18 protein-coding genes are annotated in these 21,291 nt (G+C 66.4%); 10 read left to right on the forward strand and 8 right to left on the reverse strand.

Features of this window, described 5'->3' with window-relative positions:
* Window positions 1-3 precede the first annotated feature (3 nt).
* Both B5G20_RS02075 and B5G20_RS02080 read right to left on the reverse strand, forming a co-directional pair.
* Complete coding sequence (locus B5G20_RS02075) at window positions 4-699, reverse strand: helix-turn-helix transcriptional regulator (RefSeq protein WP_158094364.1); 696 nt, start codon at window positions 697-699, stop codon at window positions 4-6.
* Between the two features lie 556 nt (window positions 700-1,255).
* Window positions 1,256-1,906: a lactate utilization protein gene (locus B5G20_RS02080; RefSeq protein ID WP_087354530.1), complete on the reverse strand. Its 651-nt coding sequence runs from the start codon at window positions 1,904-1,906 to the stop codon at window positions 1,256-1,258.
* A gap of 204 nt (window positions 1,907-2,110) precedes the next feature.
* Between B5G20_RS02080 and polA the strand changes: the two genes are divergently transcribed.
* The 7 genes from polA (at window position 2,111) to folB (ending at window position 12,215) form a co-directional block, all read left to right on the forward strand.
* Entirely contained in the window at window positions 2,111-4,909 is a 2,799-nt protein-coding gene (gene polA, locus B5G20_RS02085; protein ID WP_087354532.1) for a DNA polymerase I, read from the forward strand.
* Between the two features lie 158 nt (window positions 4,910-5,067).
* Window positions 5,068-6,363 carry an MFS transporter gene (locus B5G20_RS10265; RefSeq protein WP_158094365.1) on the forward strand — a complete coding sequence of 432 codons (1,296 nt, stop codon included), beginning with the start codon at window positions 5,068-5,070 and terminating at the stop codon, window positions 6,361-6,363.
* A 518-nt stretch (window positions 6,364-6,881) separates the two neighbouring features.
* Window positions 6,882-9,104 (forward strand): anaerobic ribonucleoside-triphosphate reductase, encoded by a 2,223-nt coding sequence (nrdD, locus tag B5G20_RS02095; protein ID WP_087354536.1) that lies wholly within the window; start codon window positions 6,882-6,884, stop codon window positions 9,102-9,104.
* Between the two features lie 395 nt (window positions 9,105-9,499).
* Window positions 9,500-9,901, forward strand: coding sequence for a nuclear transport factor 2 family protein (locus tag B5G20_RS02100; RefSeq protein WP_087354538.1), 402 nt, complete (start codon window positions 9,500-9,502; stop codon window positions 9,899-9,901).
* Complete coding sequence (gene nrdG, locus B5G20_RS02105; RefSeq protein WP_087354540.1) at window positions 9,898-10,497, forward strand: anaerobic ribonucleoside-triphosphate reductase activating protein; 600 nt, start codon at window positions 9,898-9,900, stop codon at window positions 10,495-10,497. The genes B5G20_RS02100 and nrdG overlap by 4 nt, the downstream gene beginning before the upstream one ends.
* A 209-nt stretch (window positions 10,498-10,706) precedes the next feature.
* Complete coding sequence (locus B5G20_RS02110; protein ID WP_204207616.1) at window positions 10,707-11,252, forward strand: HD domain-containing protein; 546 nt, start codon at window positions 10,707-10,709, stop codon at window positions 11,250-11,252.
* A gap of 462 nt (window positions 11,253-11,714) precedes the next feature.
* A complete protein-coding gene (gene folB / locus B5G20_RS02115; RefSeq protein ID WP_087354544.1) occupies window positions 11,715-12,215 on the forward strand; it encodes a dihydroneopterin aldolase in 501 nt (166 codons plus the stop codon).
* Here the strand turns inward: folB and B5G20_RS02120 are convergent.
* The gene (locus tag B5G20_RS02120) at window positions 12,139-13,059 is read right to left on the reverse strand and encodes a SprT family zinc-dependent metalloprotease (protein ID WP_087354546.1); all 921 of its coding nucleotides are present in this window, start codon (window positions 13,057-13,059) and stop codon (window positions 12,139-12,141) included. The two genes, folB and B5G20_RS02120, sit on opposite strands and share 77 nt — an antisense overlap.
* A 192-nt stretch (window positions 13,060-13,251) precedes the next feature.
* On the opposite strand from B5G20_RS02120, the gene B5G20_RS02125 reads away from it, so the two are divergent.
* Complete coding sequence (locus B5G20_RS02125) at window positions 13,252-13,680, forward strand: peptidylprolyl isomerase (RefSeq protein WP_087354548.1); 429 nt, start codon at window positions 13,252-13,254, stop codon at window positions 13,678-13,680.
* 113 nt (window positions 13,681-13,793) lie between these two features.
* Here the strand turns inward: B5G20_RS02125 and B5G20_RS02130 are convergent, their stop codons facing one another.
* The 4 genes from B5G20_RS02130 to B5G20_RS10270 all read right to left on the reverse strand — a co-directional run bounded on the left by B5G20_RS02130 (window position 13,794) and on the right by B5G20_RS10270 (window position 17,007).
* Window positions 13,794-14,294: an acylphosphatase gene (locus tag B5G20_RS02130; protein WP_087354550.1), complete on the reverse strand. Its 501-nt coding sequence runs from the start codon at window positions 14,292-14,294 to the stop codon at window positions 13,794-13,796.
* A gap of 104 nt (window positions 14,295-14,398) precedes the next feature.
* A complete protein-coding gene (locus B5G20_RS02135; protein WP_087354552.1) occupies window positions 14,399-15,502 on the reverse strand; it encodes a Gfo/Idh/MocA family oxidoreductase in 1,104 nt (367 codons plus the stop codon).
* Window positions 15,503-15,653: 151 nt separating this feature from the next.
* A complete protein-coding gene (gene rnhA / locus B5G20_RS02140; protein ID WP_087354554.1) occupies window positions 15,654-16,175 on the reverse strand; it encodes a ribonuclease HI in 522 nt (173 codons plus the stop codon).
* A gap of 685 nt (window positions 16,176-16,860) precedes the next feature.
* Entirely contained in the window at window positions 16,861-17,007 is a 147-nt protein-coding gene (locus tag B5G20_RS10270; RefSeq protein WP_158094366.1) for a hypothetical protein, read from the reverse strand.
* 172 nt (window positions 17,008-17,179) lie between these two features.
* Between B5G20_RS10270 and B5G20_RS02145 the strand changes: the two genes are divergently transcribed.
* Together B5G20_RS02145 and B5G20_RS02150 are read left to right on the forward strand one after the other, a co-directional pair.
* Complete coding sequence (locus tag B5G20_RS02145) at window positions 17,180-18,559, forward strand: aldo/keto reductase (protein ID WP_087354556.1); 1,380 nt, start codon at window positions 17,180-17,182, stop codon at window positions 18,557-18,559.
* Window positions 18,560-18,902: 343 nt separating this feature from the next.
* A complete protein-coding gene (locus B5G20_RS02150) occupies window positions 18,903-19,778 on the forward strand; it encodes a deoxyribonuclease IV (protein ID WP_087354558.1) in 876 nt (291 codons plus the stop codon).
* 199 nt (window positions 19,779-19,977) lie between these two features.
* On the opposite strand, the gene B5G20_RS02155 is transcribed toward B5G20_RS02150, so the two are convergent.
* Window positions 19,978-21,261 carry a glycoside hydrolase family 3 protein gene (locus B5G20_RS02155; protein WP_087354560.1) on the reverse strand — a complete coding sequence of 428 codons (1,284 nt, stop codon included), beginning with the start codon at window positions 21,259-21,261 and terminating at the stop codon, window positions 19,978-19,980.
* Between the last annotated feature and the right edge of the window lie 30 nt (window positions 21,262-21,291).

Genomic DNA, 21,291 nt, shown 5'->3' on the forward strand with positions numbered 1-21,291 from the left:
ATGTCAGCGCGCCTCGGAGTCGTCGGCGTTTTCGGCCTTTTCGGAACGCTCCACGATGTGGGCGAATCCAAGTATGCTGACAACGAGCAGCGCGGCAAGGATGATGATATCGGGCGTCAGATTGGGGCCCATCACGAGCAGAAATACCAGAATGAGGAGCCCCAGCATGAGGTTCGTCCAGAAGCGGTAATGCCTAAAGTACGACCGCGCGGCACGGATGGCGAGTGACTCGGTCTCCTTCATGTGGTCGGTAACGTAGCAGCACAAATCGTTGGTTGTGCGGATACCCTTCTTGCGTTCCAGGCGGTAGAAGGGTATGGCAGTCGCAAAATAGACGCCCAAGAAAAATGCCCGGAGAATTGCGAGGAGGTCGCTCATAGCTGCATTTTGGTTGTAGGCCATCAACGCTAGGAGAAACACGGCAATCTGGGAGACAAAGCTCGCCGCCCAGAGCGAAACGAGCCGCCGGGCCTCCTCGTCGGCCTGCTCCACGATGGCCGGGGCGTCGTCGCCAATGAGTGCGTCGACCGTGGTGCCAAAAATGCCGGCAATTGCCTTGAGGCTCTCGATGTCGGGGAGCGTGCGGTTGCGCTCCCAGTTGCTGATGGTCTGGCGGCTCACAAAGCAGGCCTGGGCAAGCTCGTCTTGCTTCATGCCCGCAGCCGCGCGGTGCTCCCTGATGCGCGACCCGATGTCCATGTCCGCCTCCCCGTATCTGCCCTGCACTCCGAGCATACCCGCCGCGCGCCTGGGGCGCAGTGGGATGTGCGTCAAAAGGCTTTGACATGGGCGATGGGGCGGGGTGATGAGGCGGCGCTCCCGTCCGTTGCGTAGGCGACGATCTGCGGCAACGGAGGAGGTTGGCCCTCGCGGTTGCCGCAGATCGTCATATAAGTGGCCGAACCGACGGTCTTAGGTGACCGTTTGCGGCTCTCGTGTTGCTCCGCTTGCGGTACTGCCGCAGATGGTCAAAGTAGCGTTCTAAAACAGGTCGTTGGTTGACGAGCTGCAGCAGAACGGTGAACGCACCACGAGAACCTCTGCAGATCGTCAATCGGACGAGGTGATTCGGCCTCCCGTTTGACAACTTGCGGTGGTCTGCCGTGCCCCCACGATTGCTGCGCAGATCGTCAAAGTAACGATCCGAAACGGGTCGCCGATTGACGAGCTGCAGCAGAATGGAGGGCTCACCCCGAGAACTGCTGCAGATCGTCAATCGAGCGAGGCGCCTCAGCCTCGATGTCGGGCCGATGTTCTAGTACCCGAGCTCCTCGCCGATGAGGACCACGCGGATGCGCCCGTCGTGGCGGCTGTGGCGCGTGACCACGATGTTGCAGCACATGCACGAGGGCGCGTGGCACTCGTTGCAGGTGCCGGTGAGCTCGCAGGGGGTGTTGGTCTTGAGGCGCGTCGCGTTGAGCGGGCAGACCGTGGTGCGGATGCGCTTGATGCCCGCGTCAACGTCGGCCACGAGCTTGTTCATGCCCGCGAGCACTACCACGTGCTCGGGCCCGTGGAGGAGGAGCGACAGCCGGTCGGAGTTGCCGTCGATGTTCACGAGCTCGCCCTCGGTGGTGAGGGCGTTGGCGCTCATGAAGAACCAGTCGGCCGAGGTGCGGTCGCGCCACATCTCGCGCTGCTCGGACGCGGTGGTGGCGCTGCCACGGTCGAGCATGCGGTAACAACCGGTGGCCTCGAGGGCGGCTTTCATACCCGTTTCTTTAAACGTCTCGCTGCCGCCCCAGGTAACGGAGTCCCCCTCGCGCATCCACGACTGGACGAGCTCGACGGCTTCCGTGCTCGTGGGTGCCCAGAAGCCCTCGATGTTGCGGCGCTTGAGCTTGGTGATGACGGTCGCGGCGGTTGTTGCCCACGATGCGCGTACGGTCTCGGTGGGGAGTGCCATGGCGGATCCTTTCTCTCGGTGCCCCTATGGTAGCGCGCCCGGCCGGCGGGGACGGCTGCGGTTCCGGCGGGTGCAGGCGCGGCGGTCGATGGGGACTGCTGCGACTCCACTGGGGGCGCCGCCGCGAGCCCCACCGCCCCAGCGTTTCGATGTGCGTCCGTGCGATGGGGTAGACTGGTGCAAACGCTACAGAGAGGACACCTCATGTCAGATTCCGCCGCGTCCGAGACCCGCCGCACCTTTGCCGTCATCGACGGCAACTCGCTTATGCATCGCGCCTTCCACGCGGTGCCGCCCACCATGAACGCGCCCGACGGCCGCCCCACCAACGCCGTCTTTGGCTTTCTCAACATGTTTCTCAAGATGATTGACGCCTTCCATCCGGACGGCGTTGCCGTGGCCTTTGACAAGGGCAAGCCCCGCGTGCGCATGGAGATGCTCCCGCAGTACAAGGCGCAGCGTCCGCCCATGGATCCGGATCTGCGCCAGCAGTTCCCCATGATCAAGCAGCTGCTCGAGCGGCTCTCGGTGCCCATCTTGGAAGCCGAGGGCTGGGAGGGCGACGACATCCTGGGCACGCTCGCGCGCGATGGCGAGGCGGCCGGCTGCGACATGTACCTCATCACGGGCGACCGCGATATGTACCAGCTCTCTACCGAGCACGTCAAGATCGTGGGCACCAAGAAGGGCCTCTCCGACGTTGCCATCATGACGCCCGAGTCGGTCGAGGACCTCTACCACGGCATCACGCCCGCGCTCGTGCCCGATTTCTACGGTCTTAAGGGCGACTCGTCCGACAACATCCCCGGCGTGCCGGGCATCGGCCCCAAGAAGGCGAGCGCGCTCATCGCGCAGTACGGCTCGCTCGACGAGGTCATCGCGCACGCCGACGAGGTCAAGGGCAAGATGGGCGAGAACCTGCGCGCGCACATCGACGACGCGCTGCTCTCGCGCCGTGTGGCGACCATCCAGACCAACGCCCCGGTCGAGCTCGATTTTGAGCACACGTCCTTCCCGGCCTTTGATGCGGCGGCGGTGGCTGACGCTCTGGGCGACCTGGGGATCATGGCGATGCAGAACCGCTTTTTGGCGCTTATCGACGGCGAGGCCGCGGCCGCGGCTGTTCCGGCGGTGCTCGAGCTGCCGGCGGAGATCATCCGTGCGGTAGCCGGCGACGCGCCCGCCGTGGAGCGTGCGCTGGCTGAGCTCGCCCGTGCGATCGATGCGGGGGAGTGGGTCGGCGTGGCGCTCGAGAGCGACAAGCAGCCCGATGCGCTCTTTGGGCTCACGCATACGCTTTGGCTGGCAACCGGCAGCGCCCTGGTGGCGCTCGAGGAGGCCGACGGGGCGTTTGGCGGCACGGAGGTTGTCCTGGGTGCCGACGGGGGAGCGACGGCTGGCTTTGACCTCTCGCACGGGCTCATCACGGGGGTGCTCGCGCGTCTGGTGGCCGTGGGGCGCCTCGCCGCGCCGGACGTCAAGACACTGCTGCACGAGCTTTCGCCCATCGACTCGTCGGAGCCGGAGCTCGTAGACCTGCTCTCAGCCGACCCAGAGCGACTGTTTGACACCGTGGTGGCCGCCTACCTGCTCGACTCGGTACGCTCGAGCTTTGACGACGCCTACCTGGCCGACACCTACCTGCACGCGACGCTTCCGCCCGCAGCGGGCGAGGAGGGCGCTCCGGCCGACGCGCTGCCCGCCGCGGCGCGCTCGGCGGCCGTGGCCCGCGCTGTCGTGGAGCCGCTTACCGCCGCGCTCGAGGCCGAGGGCGCGGAGAGCGTCTTTGCGCAGATTGAGATGCCGCTCGTGCCGGTGCTTGCCGCCATGGAGCGCACGGGCATGTACGTCGACCCCGACCGGCTCGCCGAGCTGGGCGAAGGACTGGGGGCAGAGATCGCCGAGCTCGCCCGGCGCATCCGCGAGCTCGCCGGCGACGAGACCTTCAACATCGCCAGCCCCATGCAGCTCAGCCACATCCTCTTTGACGTGATGGGCCTGCCCACCCGCGGCCTCAAGAAGACGCGGAGCGGCTACTACTCCACCAACGCCCGCGTGCTGGAGGAGCTCGCGCGCGACAACGAGTTCGTGCGGCTCATCCTCGAGTACCGCGAGAAGACCAAGATCAAGAGCACCTACCTCGACACGCTCGGGTCGCTCCGCCGCGAGGACGGGCGCGTGCACACCACCTACAACCAGACCATCACGGCGACGGGGCGCCTGTCGTCGTCCAACCCCAACCTGCAGAACATCCCCACCCGTTCCGAGCTCGGCCACACCGTCAAGACGGCCTTCACGGTGGCGCCGGGCAGCGTCTTCGTGGCGGTGGACTACTCGCAGATCGAGCTCAGGCTGCTCGCGCACCTCTCGGGCGACGAGCATCTCATCGCGGCCTTCAACGAGGGCGAGGACTTCCACGCCGAGACCGCGGCACGCGTCTTCGGCGTGCCGGTGGAGGAGGTCACGCCCGCGCTGCGCAGCCGCGCCAAGGCCGTCAACTTCGGTATCGTGTACGGCCAGCAGGCATTCGGGCTGTCGCAGTCGCTCGACATCCCCATGGCCGAGGCGCGCCAGATGATCGACCGCTACTTTGAGGCGTATCCCGGTGTGCGGCGCTTCCTCGACGAGACCGTTGCCGAGGCCAAGCGCACGGGGTACGCCGAGACGCTCTTTGGCAGGCGGCGGCCCATCCCCGAGCTCAAGATGCGGGTGCCCGCGCAGCGCGCCTTTGGCGAGCGCACGGCGATGAACCACCCCATGCAGGGCACGGCGGCCGACATCATCAAGATCGCTATGACGCGCGTGGCGCGCCGCTTGGCCGACGAGGGCTTTGGCGCGCGGATGATCTTGCAGGTGCACGACGAGCTCGACTTTGAGTGCCCGGAGGCCGAGGTCGACCGGCTTGTGGCGATGGTCCGCGCCGAGATGGAGGGCGTGGTCACGCTCTCGGTGCCGCTCGTGGCCGAGGCGTCGGTGGGCGCCACCTGGGCGGACGCAAAGTAGGCTTGGCCGCGGGCTGTGCGGCGCGGGGCGTCTGACTGGTCGCCACCGCGCTGACCACGCCGGCGGCCCTGCCGTTGCTGCATCCGGGTGGCCCCGCTACCATGGTGCCCGTATGGTCGGCCGCAGGGCCACAGGTTGCGCACGGGAGGGGAGGACCGGTGCCGGACCGCGACCAGAGCTTGCCGCGGGGGACGCTGCTTCTCGTGGCGACGCGCTTTCTGCTCTATCTGGGCGTGCAAGCCGCCTACTTTATCGGCATCATCGGGACGCTCACCTACGAGGTGGGCGCCTCCACGTGGGTGCTCGCCGGTGCGGTGGGCTTCTTCAACCTGTTCATCATCTTGGGCAACACGGCGGGCGGCACGCTGCTCGACGTGTACGGCCCGCGCGTGCACTCCGCTGTGGCCATCGTTGCCGCCGTCGTGACGAGCCTCGTGTTTCAGGTTGTGCCGCTGACCGTTGCCAACGTGCTTATCACAAGCATGGCTTTTGGGTTTGCGACGGGCATGGGGTTCATGTACCTCTCCGCGTATCCCGCCTACCTCACCGATGACGCCGACGCCCTCAAACGGGTGAACGCGCTGCTTTCGGTGGTGTCCAACGCGGCGGTGGTGGTGGGGCCCGCCGTGGGCGGTGCCATAGCGACGGTGCTGCCGGCTCAGCGCGTCTTCCTTGCGGCGGCGGTGTTTGCCGTGGCGGCTTTCGTGCCGGCGGCACTGCTCGTCGAGCGGGTGCTCCGCATACGCGCCGCCCACGTGCGCCTGCGCGCCCTGACACCGGACGCGGCGGGCGCCGAAGGGCAAGCGGCCCCCGGCTCCCGACCCACCTCTGCCGATTCCGTCCGCACCGTGTTCGCCGCGCCCTCGCTCGCGCTGCTGTTGGGCGTGGGCGTGCTTGCCTATGCGGGTTACGGCGCCTTCGATCCCCTGGAGTCGCTCTTCTATCGCGATGTGCTCCATGTCGACATCTCCTGGATGGGCTGGCTCTCCAGCGCGGCGGGCGTGGGCAGCGTCGCGGGCGCGCTCTTGGCGCTGCGCGTGCCCCGCCGCTACGTCAACGTGCTCACGCTCATCCTGCTCATCGCCCTGCAGGGTGTGGGCTGCCTGCTCTACGTGGGCACGCCTGAGGTGGTGTGCGCGTTTGCGGGGCAGATGCTTCTGGGCTGCGCCTTTGGTATGGTGACGCCGCTGCAGAACACGCTCGTGCAGATGCATGCGCCGCTCGAGGTGCTCGGCCGCGTTAACTCGGTCATGAACGCGGGCTTTAGCGGCGCGGGCGCCTTGCCGCTCTTTGCGGCGCCGGGGCTTGCCGAGGTCTTTGGCGTGCAACGGGTGCTCATCGGCGCGAGCCTCGTCGTGCTGGTGGTGCCCCTGGGGTATGTGGCGCTGCGGCGGCGCACCGTGGTGGCGCTGGTGGCGGAGGAGCGCCGGCGCGGCGAGGTGGGCGCGGGGTGACTTGATCGGCGCGTGCCGTCTGCCGGCGGGGACCAGTAACCTACGCCCGCTGTCCGCTCGCGGCATCGTGCCGTCCGTCGCCCGCCCTGTCCCGTCGTGCCGTCCACCTCGCCGTGCCGCCCGCCGCTCGGTCCCGCCTCTCGCACGGCACCCCCGGCCACAACATCTTGGTCAAGAGGATTTTTTCGCCATTTGCCGATGGCCGAGCGGCCCAAAACTGTGGAGCCGTCTCCATGACCTGTTCGGGCCCCAGCGGCTCCCCCGCAGGTGAGCGCGCTGACACTCCGCCACCCCTCCAACCCCCTAAAGCGGGCGTTGAATGTGCGCGCATCTAAATCATTCATCCCCACCTGCAGAAACACAATATGTAGTGATACGTTAGAAAAAATCCTCAGTATATGGGGGAGTCTCGTGCCGTAAGATGGATATCGCGTCGCGCTGGCGCCGACGGCTGGAGTCGTCTTTGCCCGCATCGCCCACACGTCGATTCACCGCGAGAGCGAAAGTTCGAGGAACACATGAAGATCATCAAGCGCAGTGGCAGCGAGGCCGTTTTTGACATCACCAAGATCGAGAATGCGATCCGTGCCGCCAACGGCGAGGTCAAGGAATCCGACCGCCTGACCGAGCGCCAGGTGGTCTACGCTGCGCAGAACGTTGCCGAGGCGTGCGAGAACGCCGGCCACACCGTCTCGGTCGAGGAGGTGCAGGACCTCGTCGAGGACGAGCTCATGAAGCTCGACAAGTTCGAGGTCGCGCGCAAGTACATCATCTACCGCTACGTGCAGAGCCTGAAGCGCACCAAGAACACCACCGACGACAAGATTCTCGCGCTCATCGAGTGCAACAACGAGGAGGTCAAGCAGGAGAACTCCAACAAGAACCCCACCGTCAACTCGGTGCAGCGCGACTACATGGCTGGCGAGGTCTCCAAGGACCTCACCCAGCGCGTGCTGCTGCCGGCCGACGTGGTGGAGGCGCACAACGAGGGACTCATCCACTTCCACGACTCCGACTACTTTGCCCAGCACATGCACAACTGCGACCTCGTTAACCTCGAGGACATGCTGCAGAACGGCACCGTTATCTCGGGCACGCTCATCGAGCGCCCGCACAGCTTCTCGACCGCCTGCAACATCGCCACGCAGATCATCGCCCAGGTGGCCAGCTGCCAGTACGGCGGGCAGTCCATCTCGCTGGCGCACCTCGCCCCGTTTGTAGAGGTGAGCCGCCAGAAGATTCGCGGTCAGGTGGCGGCGGAGCTCGCCGAGCTCGGCGTGGACGCGCCCGAGGAGAAGGTCGCGAGCGTGGTGGAGGACCGTCTACGCGACGAGATCCGCCGTGGCGTGCAGACCATCCAGTACCAGGTTGTGACGCTTATGACCACCAACGGCCAGGCGCCGTTCGTGACCGTGTTCATGTACCTCGGCGAGGCCCGCAACGAGGCCGAGAAGCGCGACCTTGCGATGATCATCGAGGAGACGCTCCGTCAGCGCTACGAGGGCGTCAAGAACGAGCAGGGCGTGTGGATCACCCCCGCATTCCCCAAGCTCATCTACGTGCTCGACGAGGACAACGTCTACGAGGGGAGCCCCTACTTCTACCTCACGCAGCTCGCGGCAAAGTGCACCGCCAAGCGCATGGTGCCCGACTACATCTCGGCCAAGAAGATGCGCGAGCTCAAGCTGTCGGCGGGCGAGAAGCCGGGCGAGGGTGACGTCTACACCTGCATGGGCTGCCGCAGCTTCCTCACACCCGACCGCTCCGGCAACGGCTACGATAACGTGGCGCGCGCCAAGAACTACGAGCCGGGCAAGCCTAAGTACTACGGGCGCTTCAACCAGGGCGTGGTGACCATCAACCTCCCCGACGTGGCACTCTCCTCGGGTGGGGACTTCGATAAGTTCTGGGAGATCTTTGACGAGCGCCTGGAGCTTTGCCACAAGGCGCTGCGCTGCCGTCACGAGCGTCTCAAGGGGACGCTCTCCGACGCCGCGCCGATTCTCTGGCAGTACGGCGCGCTCGCCCGCCTCGATCAGGGCGAGACCATCGACAAGCTGCTCTATGGCGGGTACTCCACGATCAGCCTGGGCTACGCCGGCCTCTACGAGTGCGTGAAGTACATGACGGGCGCCAGCCACACCGACGAGAAGGGCACGCCCTTTGCACTCGAGGTCATGCAGCACATGAACGACAAGTGCACCGAGTGGAAGACGGCCGAGGACATCGACTACTCCATCTACGGCACGCCGCTGGAGTCCACGACCTACAAGTTCGCCAAGTGCCTGCAGCGCCGCTTTGGAATCATCCCGGGCGTGACGGACAAGGGCTACATCACCAACAGCTACCACGTCCACGTGTCCGAGAAGATCGACGCCTTTGACAAGCTCAAGTTTGAGAGCGAGTTCCAGGCGCTCAGCCCCGGTGGCGCCATCTCCTACGTGGAGGTGCCCAACATGCAGGACAACCTCAAGGCCGTCATCCGCGTCATGCAGTACATCTACGAGAACATCATGTACGCCGAGCTCAACACCAAGAGCGACTACTGCCAGGTGTGCGGCTACGACGGCGAGATCAAGATCGTGGAGGACGACGGCAAGCTCGTGTGGGAGTGCCCCAATTGCGGCAACCGCGACCAGGAGAAGCTGAACGTCGCTCGTCGTACGTGCGGCTACATCGGCACGCAGTTCTGGAACCAGGGGCGTACTGAGGAGATTCGCGACCGCGTGCTGCATCTGTAGTTTGCGGGCGAGCGGGCCGGCCGGGCATCTGCCTGGTCGGCTCGGTCCGGCCCGGCGCCCGGGACATTCCCTTCGGTCGTGGTCCTCGGCGTTCTCGCACTCCGCGCTTGAGCGCCCGCGGAAAACTCCCTTCGGGGAGATTCCGCGTCCGGGGCCTGCGGAGACTTGGTTGCTGCGGGTCGTCGCTGGTCCGGATTATTTAGGGAACGAGCGCGTTGGGGACGTTGCTGTAGCGGCCCCTGCCGACAGAGCTCGCACTTTGGAGCGTACGGGGGGCGTTGCTGTGGCGGTCTCTGCCGGCGGGGCTTGTACTTTGGGGCGCGAGGGCTACTGGTCGAAGCATTCTCTGAGCGAAGAGGCTGGGTCTTTGGGCTGAACTGGTGGGGAGGAGCGCGATGGTTGCTGAGGATCAGGTTCGGGCGATTGCCGACTACTTCCGCATGTGGGTCGCGCGCGACTTCTCCCGCTTTGATGAGCTCTTTTCGCCTCGGTGCCGGTATGAGGAGTGCTATGGGCCCATTTATGAAGGGGCCGAGGAGCTCCATCGCTGGATCGCGCATATGCTCGAGGTGCAGCGCGTGACGGCGTGGGATATCCATGACGTTGTTCCCGCCGCCGACGGACGGAGCGTGACCGTTACGTGGACCTTTGCCGCCGCAGAGCAGGAGGCCTACGTGTTTGACGGGTGCTCACTCATCCACTTCGATGACGAGGGGCGCATCGACCGCGTACGGGAGTTCAGGGCAGATCACGAGCGCTGCTTTCCGCAGCGGCGCCACGGGGAGGTAGCAGCGTGAACTACGCAGAGATCAAATATTCCGATATCGCCAACGGAGAGGGCGTGCGCACCTCGCTTTTTGTGAGCGGCTGCCGGCGTGGCTGCCCGGGATGCTTTAACTCCGGTGCCTGGAGCTTCCAGGCGGGCGAGCCCTTTACCCCCGAGGTTGAGGACAAGATTATCGAGAGCCTCGATCACCCCTTCTGCGACGGTCTCACCGTGCTTGGCGGCGAGCCCATGGAGCCCGAGAACCAGCGCGGTTTGGTTGACTTTCTCGAGCGCGTGCGCGAGCGGTTCCCGCGCGGAGAGGGCGCCAACGGCAGTCCTGCCAAGACGATCTGGTGCTTTACGGGCGACACGCTCGATGAGCTCATGCCCGGCGCGCACCATCACACCGAGGTGACCGACCGGCTGCTCAACACCATCGACATCCTGGTTGACGGGCCCTGGGTGCAGGAGCTCTATGACATCAGCCTGCGTTTTCATGGGTCGTCCAACCAGCGGTTAATCGACCTTAACGCCACGCGGGCCGCGGCGGCCGAGCAGGGCGTGAGCCTTGCCGAGGCTGTGGTGCCCTGGCGCGATGAGGAGGTTTATTCCACGCATAGCATGTAGGGAAGGTCCCGGCCGTTGCTGCCGGGACCGGGGAAGCACCGATTGAAGGCTTTCGCGCCCCGGAGTGCCGTGGCGAGGCGGATCGGGGCGAAGGTGAGAAAGGCGCAGTGGGGCTGCGTCGACGCAGCCTGAGTCCTGAGGCGTTTGTCACGGCGCTCCGGGGTACGGAATGCTTCGATCGGTGTTTCCCAAAGAGAGGGGAGTCGCTCATGACGGGTTGCAGGACAGGCGCTGAGCACAAGTGGGGGCTTCCTTCGATGCCGCGGGTCGATGCCGTCTGGCTGCACCCTGCTTATCAAACCTCCTACCGCTGGCTCGAGGAGCTCGAGCGCGACCGTCCCTTCTGCCGGCACCAGCTGCGGCATCTCCTCGATGTGGCGCGCATCATGTGGATTGGCAACCTCGAGAAGGGTCTCGGCCTTGACCGCGAGGTGGTCTATGCGACGGCCTTGCTGCACGATGTGGGCAAGCCGGTGCAGTACACCATGGGCGCGCCGCACGAAGAGGTGGGAGCGCGCCTTGCAGATGGCATCTTGCGGAGCCTTTCGGGCGACGTGGCGTTCTCGGCCGCGGAGCGCGAGGCCATCGTGCAGGCCATCTGGGCTCACCGGCGTTTTGACGCGGATGCTAAGCCCCTGGCGCGCCTTCTCTATCAGGCAGACAAGGCTTCGCGTCCGTGCTTTGCCTGTCCTACCGAGGTACGTCGGGCCTGCTCGTGGAGTGATGCGAAGAAGAATCTCGGCGTCAGCGTGTAGCGGCCTTTTCCGCAACCTGCCATCTGCGGATACGGGGCAGGTGCTGCCCCCCTCCTGGGTGGCATCGCGGTTTTGCATTGCCTGGTCGTTTTGAACCGCCGTTTTGATGTTTTGGCGGGCCGAGTGGGGCTGCTGAAAAAACTCGACCCCCGATGTGAGTGTATCTTTTGGACCTGTCCAAGTACACTCCAGCATGCTAAAGCGTTTTCCTGCGAAAACGATGACGGAAACCCGCCGAAAAACGGGGTCTACTGAGGGATTCCAAAAGATACACTCACATCAGGGATCGAGTTTTCTTTGGGGGCGCAAAACGGGGCCAGAGGCGGTACCGCGGGGCGCCGACGGGGCCCCTCGCACCGCACAGCGCGCGTGCGGGGCGTTTTCCGCGTGGTTTAGGGTATAGAAAACTCCGGACAAGCGAGGCGCGGGCGCCGCGGGCGACCCGCAAAGGAAGGAGCCATCATGGCTGAGTCTACAACGGGACATCATCTACCGGAGGATACGTCGAGGGGCGAGGAGACGACCCTCGCGCACGCTGCAAAGGCGGGACTGCCCATTGCGCGCCGCGAGCTTGCGCAGCGCGAGACGGTGCCGTTTGAGCGGGCGGACAAGATCATCATCTCGGGGCTCGAGGTCTTTGCCAACCACGGAGTCTATCCCGCAGAGAATGAGCTAGGGCAGAAGTTCGTGGTCTCGGCGACGCTCTACGCCAACCTGCGCGACGCCGGAGAGTCCGACGACCTCGCCGCGTCGATTGATTACGGTGCGGTCTGCCATACCATCGACGAGTATCTGCGCCGGCACACCTTTAAGCTCATCGAGGCTGCAGCGGAGGGCACGGCGACGCGCTTGCTGCGCGACTATCCGGCACTCATCGCGGTGCGCCTCAAGATTGAGAAGCCGTGGGCGCCGATCGGTCTGCCGCTCGGGAGCGTAGCGGTCGAGATCGAGCGCACCCGGTGATCCATTCTGGGACGGGGTTGGCCACCGCGCGCGGTGGCTGTCGAAGGAGCTTGCCGAGCGCGCGATTGTCGGGGCAGAAGCGGTCGAGAAGCGCGTGAAAGCGCGCGTTATGGCTTGGCTCCAAGAGATGCACGAGTTCGTGAACGACGACCATCTCGAGGCAGGCGGGTGGGTACGCGGCGAGCGCGCTGCTGATGCGGATGGTCTGGCGCGCGGGCGTGCAGGAACCCCAGCGGCTCGTCATGCGGCGTACCTGCCAGCTCTTGGCGCTTACGCCCATGCGCTGCTCGGCCTGCGCTGTAACCTCGGGGAGCACCCGTTCGACCTCGTGCCGATAGAGTTCTTGGATGAGCCGCTCGAGCTCCTCGGTGGAGTAGCCTGCAAGTGGGGTGTTCGTGCCGCTCGAGGGTTCTCCCGCCCGAGTTTCGGCCGCGTGCTGAGCAGTGAAGCTGCCGAAGGTGCGGGCTCGCGGCAGCCGCGCCGGCGGAAGAAGGTCGGCTGCAGCTAGGGCCTTGCTGGTGTCGATGAGCTTGCCCCAAAGCGGAACGGTCGCCCGCAGTTCCTCGGCGGCGGGGGACGCGCTCCCGTGGGCCCGCTCCCGCTGGCGAGCTACGTGCGCGGCGATCCACCTTGCGCGCCGCTCAAGAAAGGCGCGGATGGTGACGTCGGGCGTGCCGAGCGGCGCGCTCATGCTTACCCGGCCGCCGCGGCCAACACGAAGGTTCAGATTCTTCACCCGCTTGCGCGTCACGGCGACCTCAACGGTTCCGGCACCGTCGGGGAGGGGGAGCGCGAACGTCTCGGTTGCGTGCGTTGCCTGTCTGCGTGTGCGACGCGGTGCCATCCCCGTCCTCCCTTCCCGAGGTCGCCGCCGGGGTATCGCGGGCCCCGACCTGTTGGAACGCCCAATTGTAAGGGATTCCCTGCGCCGCACCTAACCGAACCCTTACTCGGGTATAGTAGCGGGAGCCATTTGGGGATGATGCCGGAACGCACGTTGCCGTCCACTCGCCCTCGCCAGAAAGGGGAATTGCCCATGTCTAACCAAGGCAAGAAGGTCCGCGCCCACTACCGTGGCACGCTCGATGACGGAACGCAGTTTGACAGCTCCTATGATCGCGGCGAGCCCATCGAGTTCACCTGCGGGGCGCATCAGATGATCGCCGGCTTTGATGCGGCGGTTGTCGACATGGCGGTGGGCGAGAAGAAGACCGTCCACATCCCGGCGGCGGATGCCTATGGCGAACGCCGCGAGGACCTCGTGCTGCACTTCCCGGCGGCCCAGGTGCCCAACATCGAGCAGATCAACGTGGGCGACCGGCTCTTTCTGTCCGGCCCCGGCGGTCAGCCCGTACCGGTGACGGTGACCGACGTCAACGCCGAGGGCGTGATGCTCGACGCCAATCACGAGCTCGCGGGCAAGGACCTCAACTTTGACATCGAGCTCGTCGAGGTCGTGGAGTAGCGGCAGCGCTCCCGGCCAAAGAAGACGCGAGCCGCCCGGACGCCTGGGAAACCCTGGCGTCCGGGCGGCTTTTTAGTTACGGAGACCGTGGGGCGGTCCGATTTTTGTTCGCGCTAGTTTGCCATGCGGAAGCCGTCATCGTCCGTGCAGCGGATCTCGCGGAGCTCTTCGAGCCAGATGCGGCAGCGCATGCGCTGGTAGGTGGTGTGGAGCGTGTCGAGATGGCGGATGATGCCGGCGGCGGTGCCCTGGATCTGCATATCGACGGAGCCGTCGTCGAGGTTCTCGACCCAGCCGGTGAGCCCAAGCTTGTCGGCGATGGTCATGTTGGTGTAGCGAAAGCCCACGCCCTGTACGCGACCGGTAAAGCGCAGGTAGAAGCGGTGCTGCGTGGGTGCGGTGGACGACGGTGCGGGTGCGGGTGTCGCCTCACCGGCGGGCGAGTCGGCTGGCGTTTCGGCGGTGCCGGGTGCCGCCTGGGTGGGGAGCTCGGCCTGCAGGCGCTTGATGAGGTCCTGCTCGAGCGGGCTCCGCTGGAGGGCGGGGTTATCGGCGTCGTCAGCGCGTGAGCTGGTGACGAGTGGCGAGGTGCGGAGTCGGTCCCAAAATCCCATGATGCAAGCCTTTCGTGTCTGTTGCGGCGTGTCGAGGTGGTGCGTTATGCGGCGAGGGGCAGCGAAGGAGCGGCGAGCGGTTTCACGCTGCTTTGCCGAGCGTGTTACGCGGTTGCCGTCTCGCCGTCTGCGGGGAAGACGATACCGGCCTCGCGGCGCACGCGGTCCATGAGCCGCAGGCTCGCGAGCGTTACGTCGCGGAAGTATCCTACCGTACCGTACGGGCCTGCCGGTGCCTCGGTAACCGCCGCGCCTGCTTGCACTGCCTCGATAGCCGCCACAAAATCGTCGAGCTCGTAGGCCATGGTGTTCTCGACGTAGGGCAGCTCGAGCTCGCGGGTCGCGGCGCCCTCCGCCACGCGGACGGCCTTGGCGGCGCCGCGCCCCACCTGCCCGCGGAACTCTATCCGAGCCCACGTGGGAACGGAAAGCCCGCCAAAGGTGAGCGTGGCCTCCTCGCCTTCGACCTGCGAGGGGAGGTTGTCGTTGGTGATCTTGGAGTAGTGGAGCGCCGCAAGCATGCCGGGATAGCTTGCGAGGATGGTGCCCGCTCCGTCGAGTGCGCCGTGCGTGAGCGGGCGCGTCGCCTCGTCGAGGAGGACGGGGCACGAGATAGTCGCGTCGGGCTCGCCAAAGAGGCCGATGAGCGCCTCGACGCTGTAGACGCCCATATCCATGAGCGCGCCCGAGGCGAGCTCGCAGTCAAAGATGTTGGTGCGCCGGCCCGCGCGGATCTCGTCGTAGCGCGAGGAGTACTTGCCAAAGTGCAGGTTGGCACGGCGGATGCGCCCAAGCTCGGAGAGTGCGGTGCGCACGGCGTGGAAGGCGGGGTCGTGGAGAGGGCGCATGGCCTCGAGAACCACCACGCCCGCTTGCTCGGCCGCGTCAAAGACCGCTTGCGCCTCGCGCTCGTTGGCGCCGAGGGGCTTTTCTACAAGCACGTGCTTGCCGCCGGCGATGCAGGCGAGTGCTTGGGCCGCGTGGAGACCGTTGGGGCTGCCGAGGTAGACGGCGTCCACCTCGGGCGAGGCGGCGAGCTCGTCGAGGCTGGTAAAGGGAAGCGTGCCGCCACGCTCCGCGGTAAAGGTGCGGGCGCGCTCGGCGTCGCGCGAGAGCGTGCCCACAAAGGCGGTGCGCTCGCTGGCGTTGACGACCTCGATGAAATCGCTCGTGATCATGCTGGTGCCGACGGTTGCGATGCGGAGCATGGTGCCTCCTCAAGACGGTGGGATGCTCCGGGTTGCACGCGGCGGGGCGGTTGGCGCGGGCGGTTGGGCCGCTCCGTGCTCGGGGGACGGGGCTGTGGCCTGCAGCCCGCGCGGCCAGGGCTGTTGCCTGTGGACGGCTTGACGGGCGGGTCTACTCGGCGTCTCCCGCGGTGAACCCGGTATCTTCGCTCAGTCTACCCGAATCTGCCGCCTGCGTGGCGAGCTCGTCGCACCGTTCGTTAAGCTCGTGGCCGGCATGGCCCTTCACCCAGATAAAACGCACGCTATGCGGCTCTTTGGCGGCGAGGAGGCGCTTCCAGAGGTCGACGTTCTTGACGGGCTTCTTGCCGGCGGTCTTCCAGCCGCGGCGAATCCACCCCTCGACCCAATGCTGGTTAAAGGCGTTGACCACGTATTGCGAGTCGGAATGGAGCTCGACCGTGCAGGGGCGGTTGAGGGTCTCGAGCGCCACGATGACCGCCATGAGCTCCATGCGGTTGTTGGTGGTGCGCCGGTAGCCGCCCGAGAGCTCGCGGGTGAACGTCTCGCCCTTGCGGTTGGTGTAGGAGAGGACGGCGCCGTAGCCCCCGTTGCCGGGGTTGCCGCGCGCCGAGCCGTCGGTGTAGATGGTGACCTTCACGGGGAACCTTTCGTTGCGTTGTGCGCTCGTCATTATACGCAAGTGAGGTGTGGCTGCGACGGTGCGTAGGTGGGGCACGGGTGCGATGCGAGCGTGCTGCAGGGATGGTGGTGCGCGGACTTGCCGTGGGGCGTGCCAGGTACGTAAGTTGGCCGCGGGCGCCATGCAAGTAGGCCGCGGGCACAGCGGTTGCTCGCGCGAGGGCAAAACGTCGTTTTGACGAGCGTTACGCATTTTGGTTTCGTCGTCCACTCACCTAAACCGCATTCTGGAACCCAAAACACCGCTTAGGCGAGTGAATGGCATTTTGGGGGTGGCGGGCGGTGTTTGAGATTGGTGGCCAGCGCTTGGGGTTGACGGTCGATGCTTTTGGGGATGCGTGGCATTTCGGGCTCGATGCGCTGGCCGCCGTGGGCTTGCGCGCGGGCGGTAGCGGCGGGCGCGCTCGATGGGGGCGCGGTGTGCGGCGTGCGTCGACCGCCGTGGCCGGCGGCCGCGGGATGGACAGTTTTCAACGTTGGCCGACCGCCGTGATCGGCGGCGTGGATGGGGGTGCCGAGCTGACGTTGCGACCGCCGGCACGGGCTGGGTGGCGCAGTCGCCGGCGTGCAGCCGATATCGACGGGTGGACGGGCACCGCGGTCGCCGATGCGGGGCGGGCGGCGAGCCCGGCGGCGCGCGTCAGACATCGCTACCCAGCCCGGCGTAGGCGCGTCGGCTACATGCGCACGAGGTCGGGGCTCTCGACAGCTTCCTCGGCATCGAGAAGGCGCTGCTCCGCCTCGCGCTCGAGGGCGTGCACCCAGTCCGAGGCCAGCAGTGTGGCGACGCCCCCTAGGGCGAGCGCGATTGCGGTAATGCTCATGGTGCTCCCTCCGTTTGTTAGCCTTTCTAGCGTATGGCTGCCTTGCCAGCGCACGGCAAGCGGATGGTAAGCGCATGGCAAGGGCTCGGTCTGCGGCACCGCCGTGCCGGCTTGTACGGGCTGCCTTGGCCGCGCTACACTGCACAAAACGATTTTGTGGCTGAGGAGCACCATGCAATATCGCGTCGATCCCGCAACTGGCACCCGCATCTCCGCACTGGGGCTCGGGTGCATGCGCTTCCCTGGTGCGGTGCCGGGGCATCCCGATCCCCGTACCGCCGAGGCCATCATCGCACGGGCAGTTGAGGAGGGCATCAACTACCTCGACACCGCCTATCTGTACCCGGGCAACGAGAGCTGCGTGGGCACGGCGCTCGAGCGGCTCGGCCTGCGCGACCGAGTGCTGCTCGCCACCAAACTGCCACACGGCTCGTGTAAGCGCCCGGAGGACTTCGACCGCTTCTTTGACGAGCAGCTGCGCCGCCTTAGGACCGAGCGCATTGACTATTACCTCATCCACAACGTTACGAGCCCGGCGCAGTGGGAGCGGCTGCAGAGTCTTGGTATCGAGGGTTGGATCGCGCGCCAAAAGGCGGCGGGGCGCATCGGGAGCATCGGATTCTCGTACCACGGGAGCGCGGGGGATTTTCCCGTGCTGCTCGATGCCTTCGATTGGGATTTCTGCCAGATTCAGTACAACTATGCGGGCGAGCGCTACCAGGCGGGCACGGCGGGGCTCAAGGCCGCCGCGGCGCGCGGATTGGCCGTGTTTGTGATGGAGCCGCTCTTGGGTGGGCGGCTGGCGGGCAAGCTGCCACCGGCTGCGCGACGGGTGTTCGAGCGCGCGGCGGGGGAAGGCCTCGGCGTGCTCGATGGTGGCGCCCGGGCGAATGGCACCTCGGGGGATTGCACCCCGGCGGAGATTTCGCCCGACGGCGTGATCGGTGCGGCGGCGCGAATTCCCCGTGACGAGGCTGAGGTTGCCGCGTCAGCTTTTGCACGCACGGCGGATGAGCGAGCTGCCGGCGCTTCCACGCCGGCAGCGCCGCTCGATACGTCGGCTGCGTGGGGTCTTGCGTGGGTGTGGGATCACCCCGAGGTCACGATGCTGCTCTCGGGCATGACCTCGCCCGAGCAGGTTGCGCAGAACGCGCGCATCGCCTCGGCGGCGCTTCCCGGCGCGCTGAGCGCGGCTCAGCATGAGGTGATCGGGCAGGTCCGGGCTATCTTTGAGGCGGCGAATCGCGTGCCGTGCACTGGTTGCAACTACTGCATGCCGTGTCCACAGGGCATCAACATTCCGGGATGCTTTGCGGCGTACAACGCGTCGTTTGCCCACGGGTGGTTTACGGGAGTGGCACAGTACTTTACGGCGTCGGCCATTCGGAGCGGGCATCCCAAGCTCGCGACCAACTGCGTGAGGTGCGGTGCCTGCCAGCGCCATTGCCCGCAGCACATCGCGATTCCCGACCGCTTGGACGATGTGCGCCACCGGCTCACGCCCGGCCCGGTGGGCGCGGTGCTCAAGTTGCTTGCCCGGCGCGACGCGTAAAAGGGCGGCAGAACGTAATTGCACCGAGCTCTGCGGCGCTGGCAGAGGGCTTCGGATGACGCCCGCAGCGTCGTGTCTCACGGCATCGTCGCGGCACGGTTTCGTCGCGCGGAACATCGGGGCGAGCTGGGTGCCGGGGCGCTGTGGAAAACTCGTAAAACCGCTCGCCTTTAACCGTTCACCGGCTCAAAGAGACCGTTTGCGGAGGCTGCGTGGGCGCGGGATTTAGCTGCACCCCCTTTGAGCTGCCGTGTTAGATTTTGGTTAGATTTGGGGGCGCGGTGGAAAACCGTCGTCCAAAAACGCAAGAAACGCGGAAAGATCCGCGGGGAGGCGAGGGCCTGTGCTTACGGTAGGGTGCCATCTTTCGACCACCAAGGGCTATGCGGCGATGGGGCGCACCGCGCTTTCCATCGGGGCTAACACCTTCGCCTTCTTTACGCGCAACCCGCGTGGCGGAAACGCCAAGGAGCTCGACCCCGCGGACGTGGCGGAGCTGCAGCGCATTATGGATGAGAACGCCTTTGGCCCGCTCGTGGCGCATGCGCCCTACACTTACAACCCGTGCTCGGCAAAAGAGAACGCCCGCACCTTTGCGCTCGAGGCGATGCGCGAGGATCTTGAGCGTCTGGAGTCGCTGCCGGGCAACAACTACAACTTCCATCCCGGTGCGCACGTGGGCCAAGGAGCCGACCGTGGTATCGAGCTCATTGCCGATGCGCTCTGCCAGGTGCTCTTCCCGGGGCAGCGTACGCATGTGCTGCTCGAGACCATGGCGGGCAAGGGGACCGAGGTCGGCCGTACGTTTGAGGAGCTTGCGCGCATCATCGAGCGCGTCGAGCACGCGCGCCCCGAGCTCAGCGGCATCCTCGGTGTCTGCATGGACACGTGCCACGTGAGCGATGGGGGCTACGACGTGGTCCACGACCTCGATGGGGTCCTGGCCGAGTTCGACCGCGTGGTGGGGCTCGACCGGTTGCGCGCCATGCACACCAACGACTCCAAGAACCCCTGCGGTGCGCACAAGGACCGACATGCATGCCTCGGCGAGGGCTATCTGGGGAGCGAGGAGCTGGGCGGCGGCTGGGATGTATTCCGTGCCGTGGTGACGCATCCCGCCCTGCGGGACTTGCCATTCATCCTCGAGACGCCCAACGACCTCGATGGCTACGCGCGCGAGATTGCCGAGTTGCGCCGCCTTGCGGACGAGACGGCGTAACGCGGCGCGCCATCAAGCTGCCAGTTGAGGGGGACGCCGGGTACGGCCGTGCGCCCGCCGTGCGTCGGTGCGCCCGGAGCGGATCGGGGCGCTCGCGGACACGGCCCGTCGTTGAGGGATGCAGGCGCGGTTCCTTTGAGGTGCCCTGCATCTCGCGCCACGGTAATCTGCCGGTGCGGCGCAGCCGTTTGCGCGGGGGTTACGCGGGGAGGATCCCCGCCCGCTCCTTTGCCTCGAGGATACGGAGGACGCTCTCGTCGACACGCTCCTCGGAGAGCGCGCCCGAGGTCACGGCGTCGAGCACGCCCTGGTAGGCGGCCGAGAGGTCTTGGGGCATGAGGAGCATGTCGCCGCCCGCCTGGAAGAAACGCGTCGCCGCATCGGCGGGGGCAAAGTTCTGCGTGATCGCGCCCATACCGAACGAGTCCGAGATAATGACGCCGTCGAATCCGAGCTCGCCCCGAAGCACGTCGGTCATCATGGTGGGGGAGAGCGAGGCGGGCAGGCCGTCTCCGGCAAAGTTTGGCGTTTGGATATGGCCGACCATGACGAGGGGGCAACCGGCCTCGATGGCGGCTCGGAATGGGGCGAACTCGCAGGATTCGATATCGGCCCGCGAGCGTTCGGTTCGCACGGCCCCGGTGTGCGAGTCGCCTGCGGTGTCGCCGTGGCCCGGGAAGTGCTTCGCGCAGGGAAGGGTGCCCGTCTCGAGCATGGCCGCGACCTCCGCCGCCACCATCGCGGCCACGAGCTCGGGGTCCGACCCGAAGGCGCGGACCCCGATGGCCGTGTTGGACGGGTTGGTGAGCACGTCGGCGTCGGGAGCGAAGTCGAGGTTGAAGCCGATCTCGCGGAGGTAGCCGCCGATGGCGGTTCCGACTTCAGCCGCGCGCGCCGGGTCGCCCGTCGCGCCGATCTCGGCCATGTTGGGAAACGTCGGCACATCGAAGAGCCCCGACTTGGCGATGCGGGCCACGAGTGCGCCACCCTCCTCGTCGATGCCCAGGAAGGGAGGCACGCCGGCGCCGGCTCGCCGCGCAAGGGCCCCTGTCCCGCTCAACAGGTCGCGAACCTGTTGGGCGCCGACGAGGTTCTTGGCAAAGTAGATGAGGCCGCCCACGGGGATGCGCCCGAGCGCCTCGGCGGTCATGGGGCCGGCGATGGTGGCGGTAGCGACGCCGGTGAGACCCTCGGGGGTAACGAGAAAGAGCTGCGCGACCTTCTGCTCGCGCGTCATGGTCCCAAGGATGCGCTCCGCAGCGCTCCGGGGCTCGGGCTCCCGTTCCGTCGCCGCGGGCGCGTCGGTGCTCGCGGGGAGGTTCTCCGAAGCGACGCCACCCGCGGCGCCATCCGCTTCGGCGAGGTTATCCGCCGGAGCGGAGCCGGCCGATTCCGGCGCATCGCAGCCCGTGAGGAGCGCAGAGGCGCCGATAAGGGCGGATGCCGCAAGCAGGCTGCGGCGCGAAAGGGTGGCATCGGTCATGGGAGATCCTCTCCGGGGGGGGGGGGTCCG

It is taken from the genome of Collinsella sp. An7 (genome assembly GCF_002159335.1).
Lineage (GTDB): Bacteria > Actinomycetota > Coriobacteriia > Coriobacteriales > Coriobacteriaceae > Coprousia.

What these genes read in the sequence shown, in the direction of transcription:
- B5G20_RS02125 (WP_087354548.1), top strand. Translation starts at nt 13,252, where the DNA reads ATGTCTAACCAAGGCAAGAAGGTCCGCGCCCACTACCGTGGCACGCTC.
- folB (WP_087354544.1), top strand. Translation starts at nt 11,715, where the DNA reads ATGGCTGAGTCTACAACGGGACATCATCTACCGGAGGATACGTCGAGG.
- B5G20_RS02145 (WP_087354556.1), top strand. Translation starts at nt 17,180, where the DNA reads ATGCAATATCGCGTCGATCCCGCAACTGGCACCCGCATCTCCGCACTG.
- B5G20_RS02120 (WP_087354546.1), bottom strand. Translation starts at nt 13,059, where the DNA reads ATGGCACCGCGTCGCACACGCAGACAGGCAACGCACGCAACCGAGACG.
- B5G20_RS02135 (WP_087354552.1), bottom strand. Translation starts at nt 15,502, where the DNA reads ATGCTCCGCATCGCAACCGTCGGCACCAGCATGATCACGAGCGATTTC.
- B5G20_RS10270 (WP_158094366.1), bottom strand. Translation starts at nt 17,007, where the DNA reads ATGAGCATTACCGCAATCGCGCTCGCCCTAGGGGGCGTCGCCACACTG.
- B5G20_RS02080 (WP_087354530.1), bottom strand. Translation starts at nt 1,906, where the DNA reads ATGGCACTCCCCACCGAGACCGTACGCGCATCGTGGGCAACAACCGCC.
- B5G20_RS02110 (WP_204207616.1), top strand. Translation starts at nt 10,707, where the DNA reads ATGACGGGTTGCAGGACAGGCGCTGAGCACAAGTGGGGGCTTCCTTCG.
- polA (WP_087354532.1), top strand. Translation starts at nt 2,111, where the DNA reads ATGTCAGATTCCGCCGCGTCCGAGACCCGCCGCACCTTTGCCGTCATC.
- B5G20_RS02155 (WP_087354560.1), bottom strand. Translation starts at nt 21,261, where the DNA reads ATGACCGATGCCACCCTTTCGCGCCGCAGCCTGCTTGCGGCATCCGCC.
- rnhA (WP_087354554.1), bottom strand. Translation starts at nt 16,175, where the DNA reads ATGACGAGCGCACAACGCAACGAAAGGTTCCCCGTGAAGGTCACCATC.
- B5G20_RS02075 (WP_158094364.1), bottom strand. Translation starts at nt 699, where the DNA reads ATGGACATCGGGTCGCGCATCAGGGAGCACCGCGCGGCTGCGGGCATG.
- B5G20_RS02100 (WP_087354538.1), top strand. Translation starts at nt 9,500, where the DNA reads ATGGTTGCTGAGGATCAGGTTCGGGCGATTGCCGACTACTTCCGCATG.
- nrdD (WP_087354536.1), top strand. Translation starts at nt 6,882, where the DNA reads ATGAAGATCATCAAGCGCAGTGGCAGCGAGGCCGTTTTTGACATCACC.
- B5G20_RS02130 (WP_087354550.1), bottom strand. Translation starts at nt 14,294, where the DNA reads ATGGGATTTTGGGACCGACTCCGCACCTCGCCACTCGTCACCAGCTCA.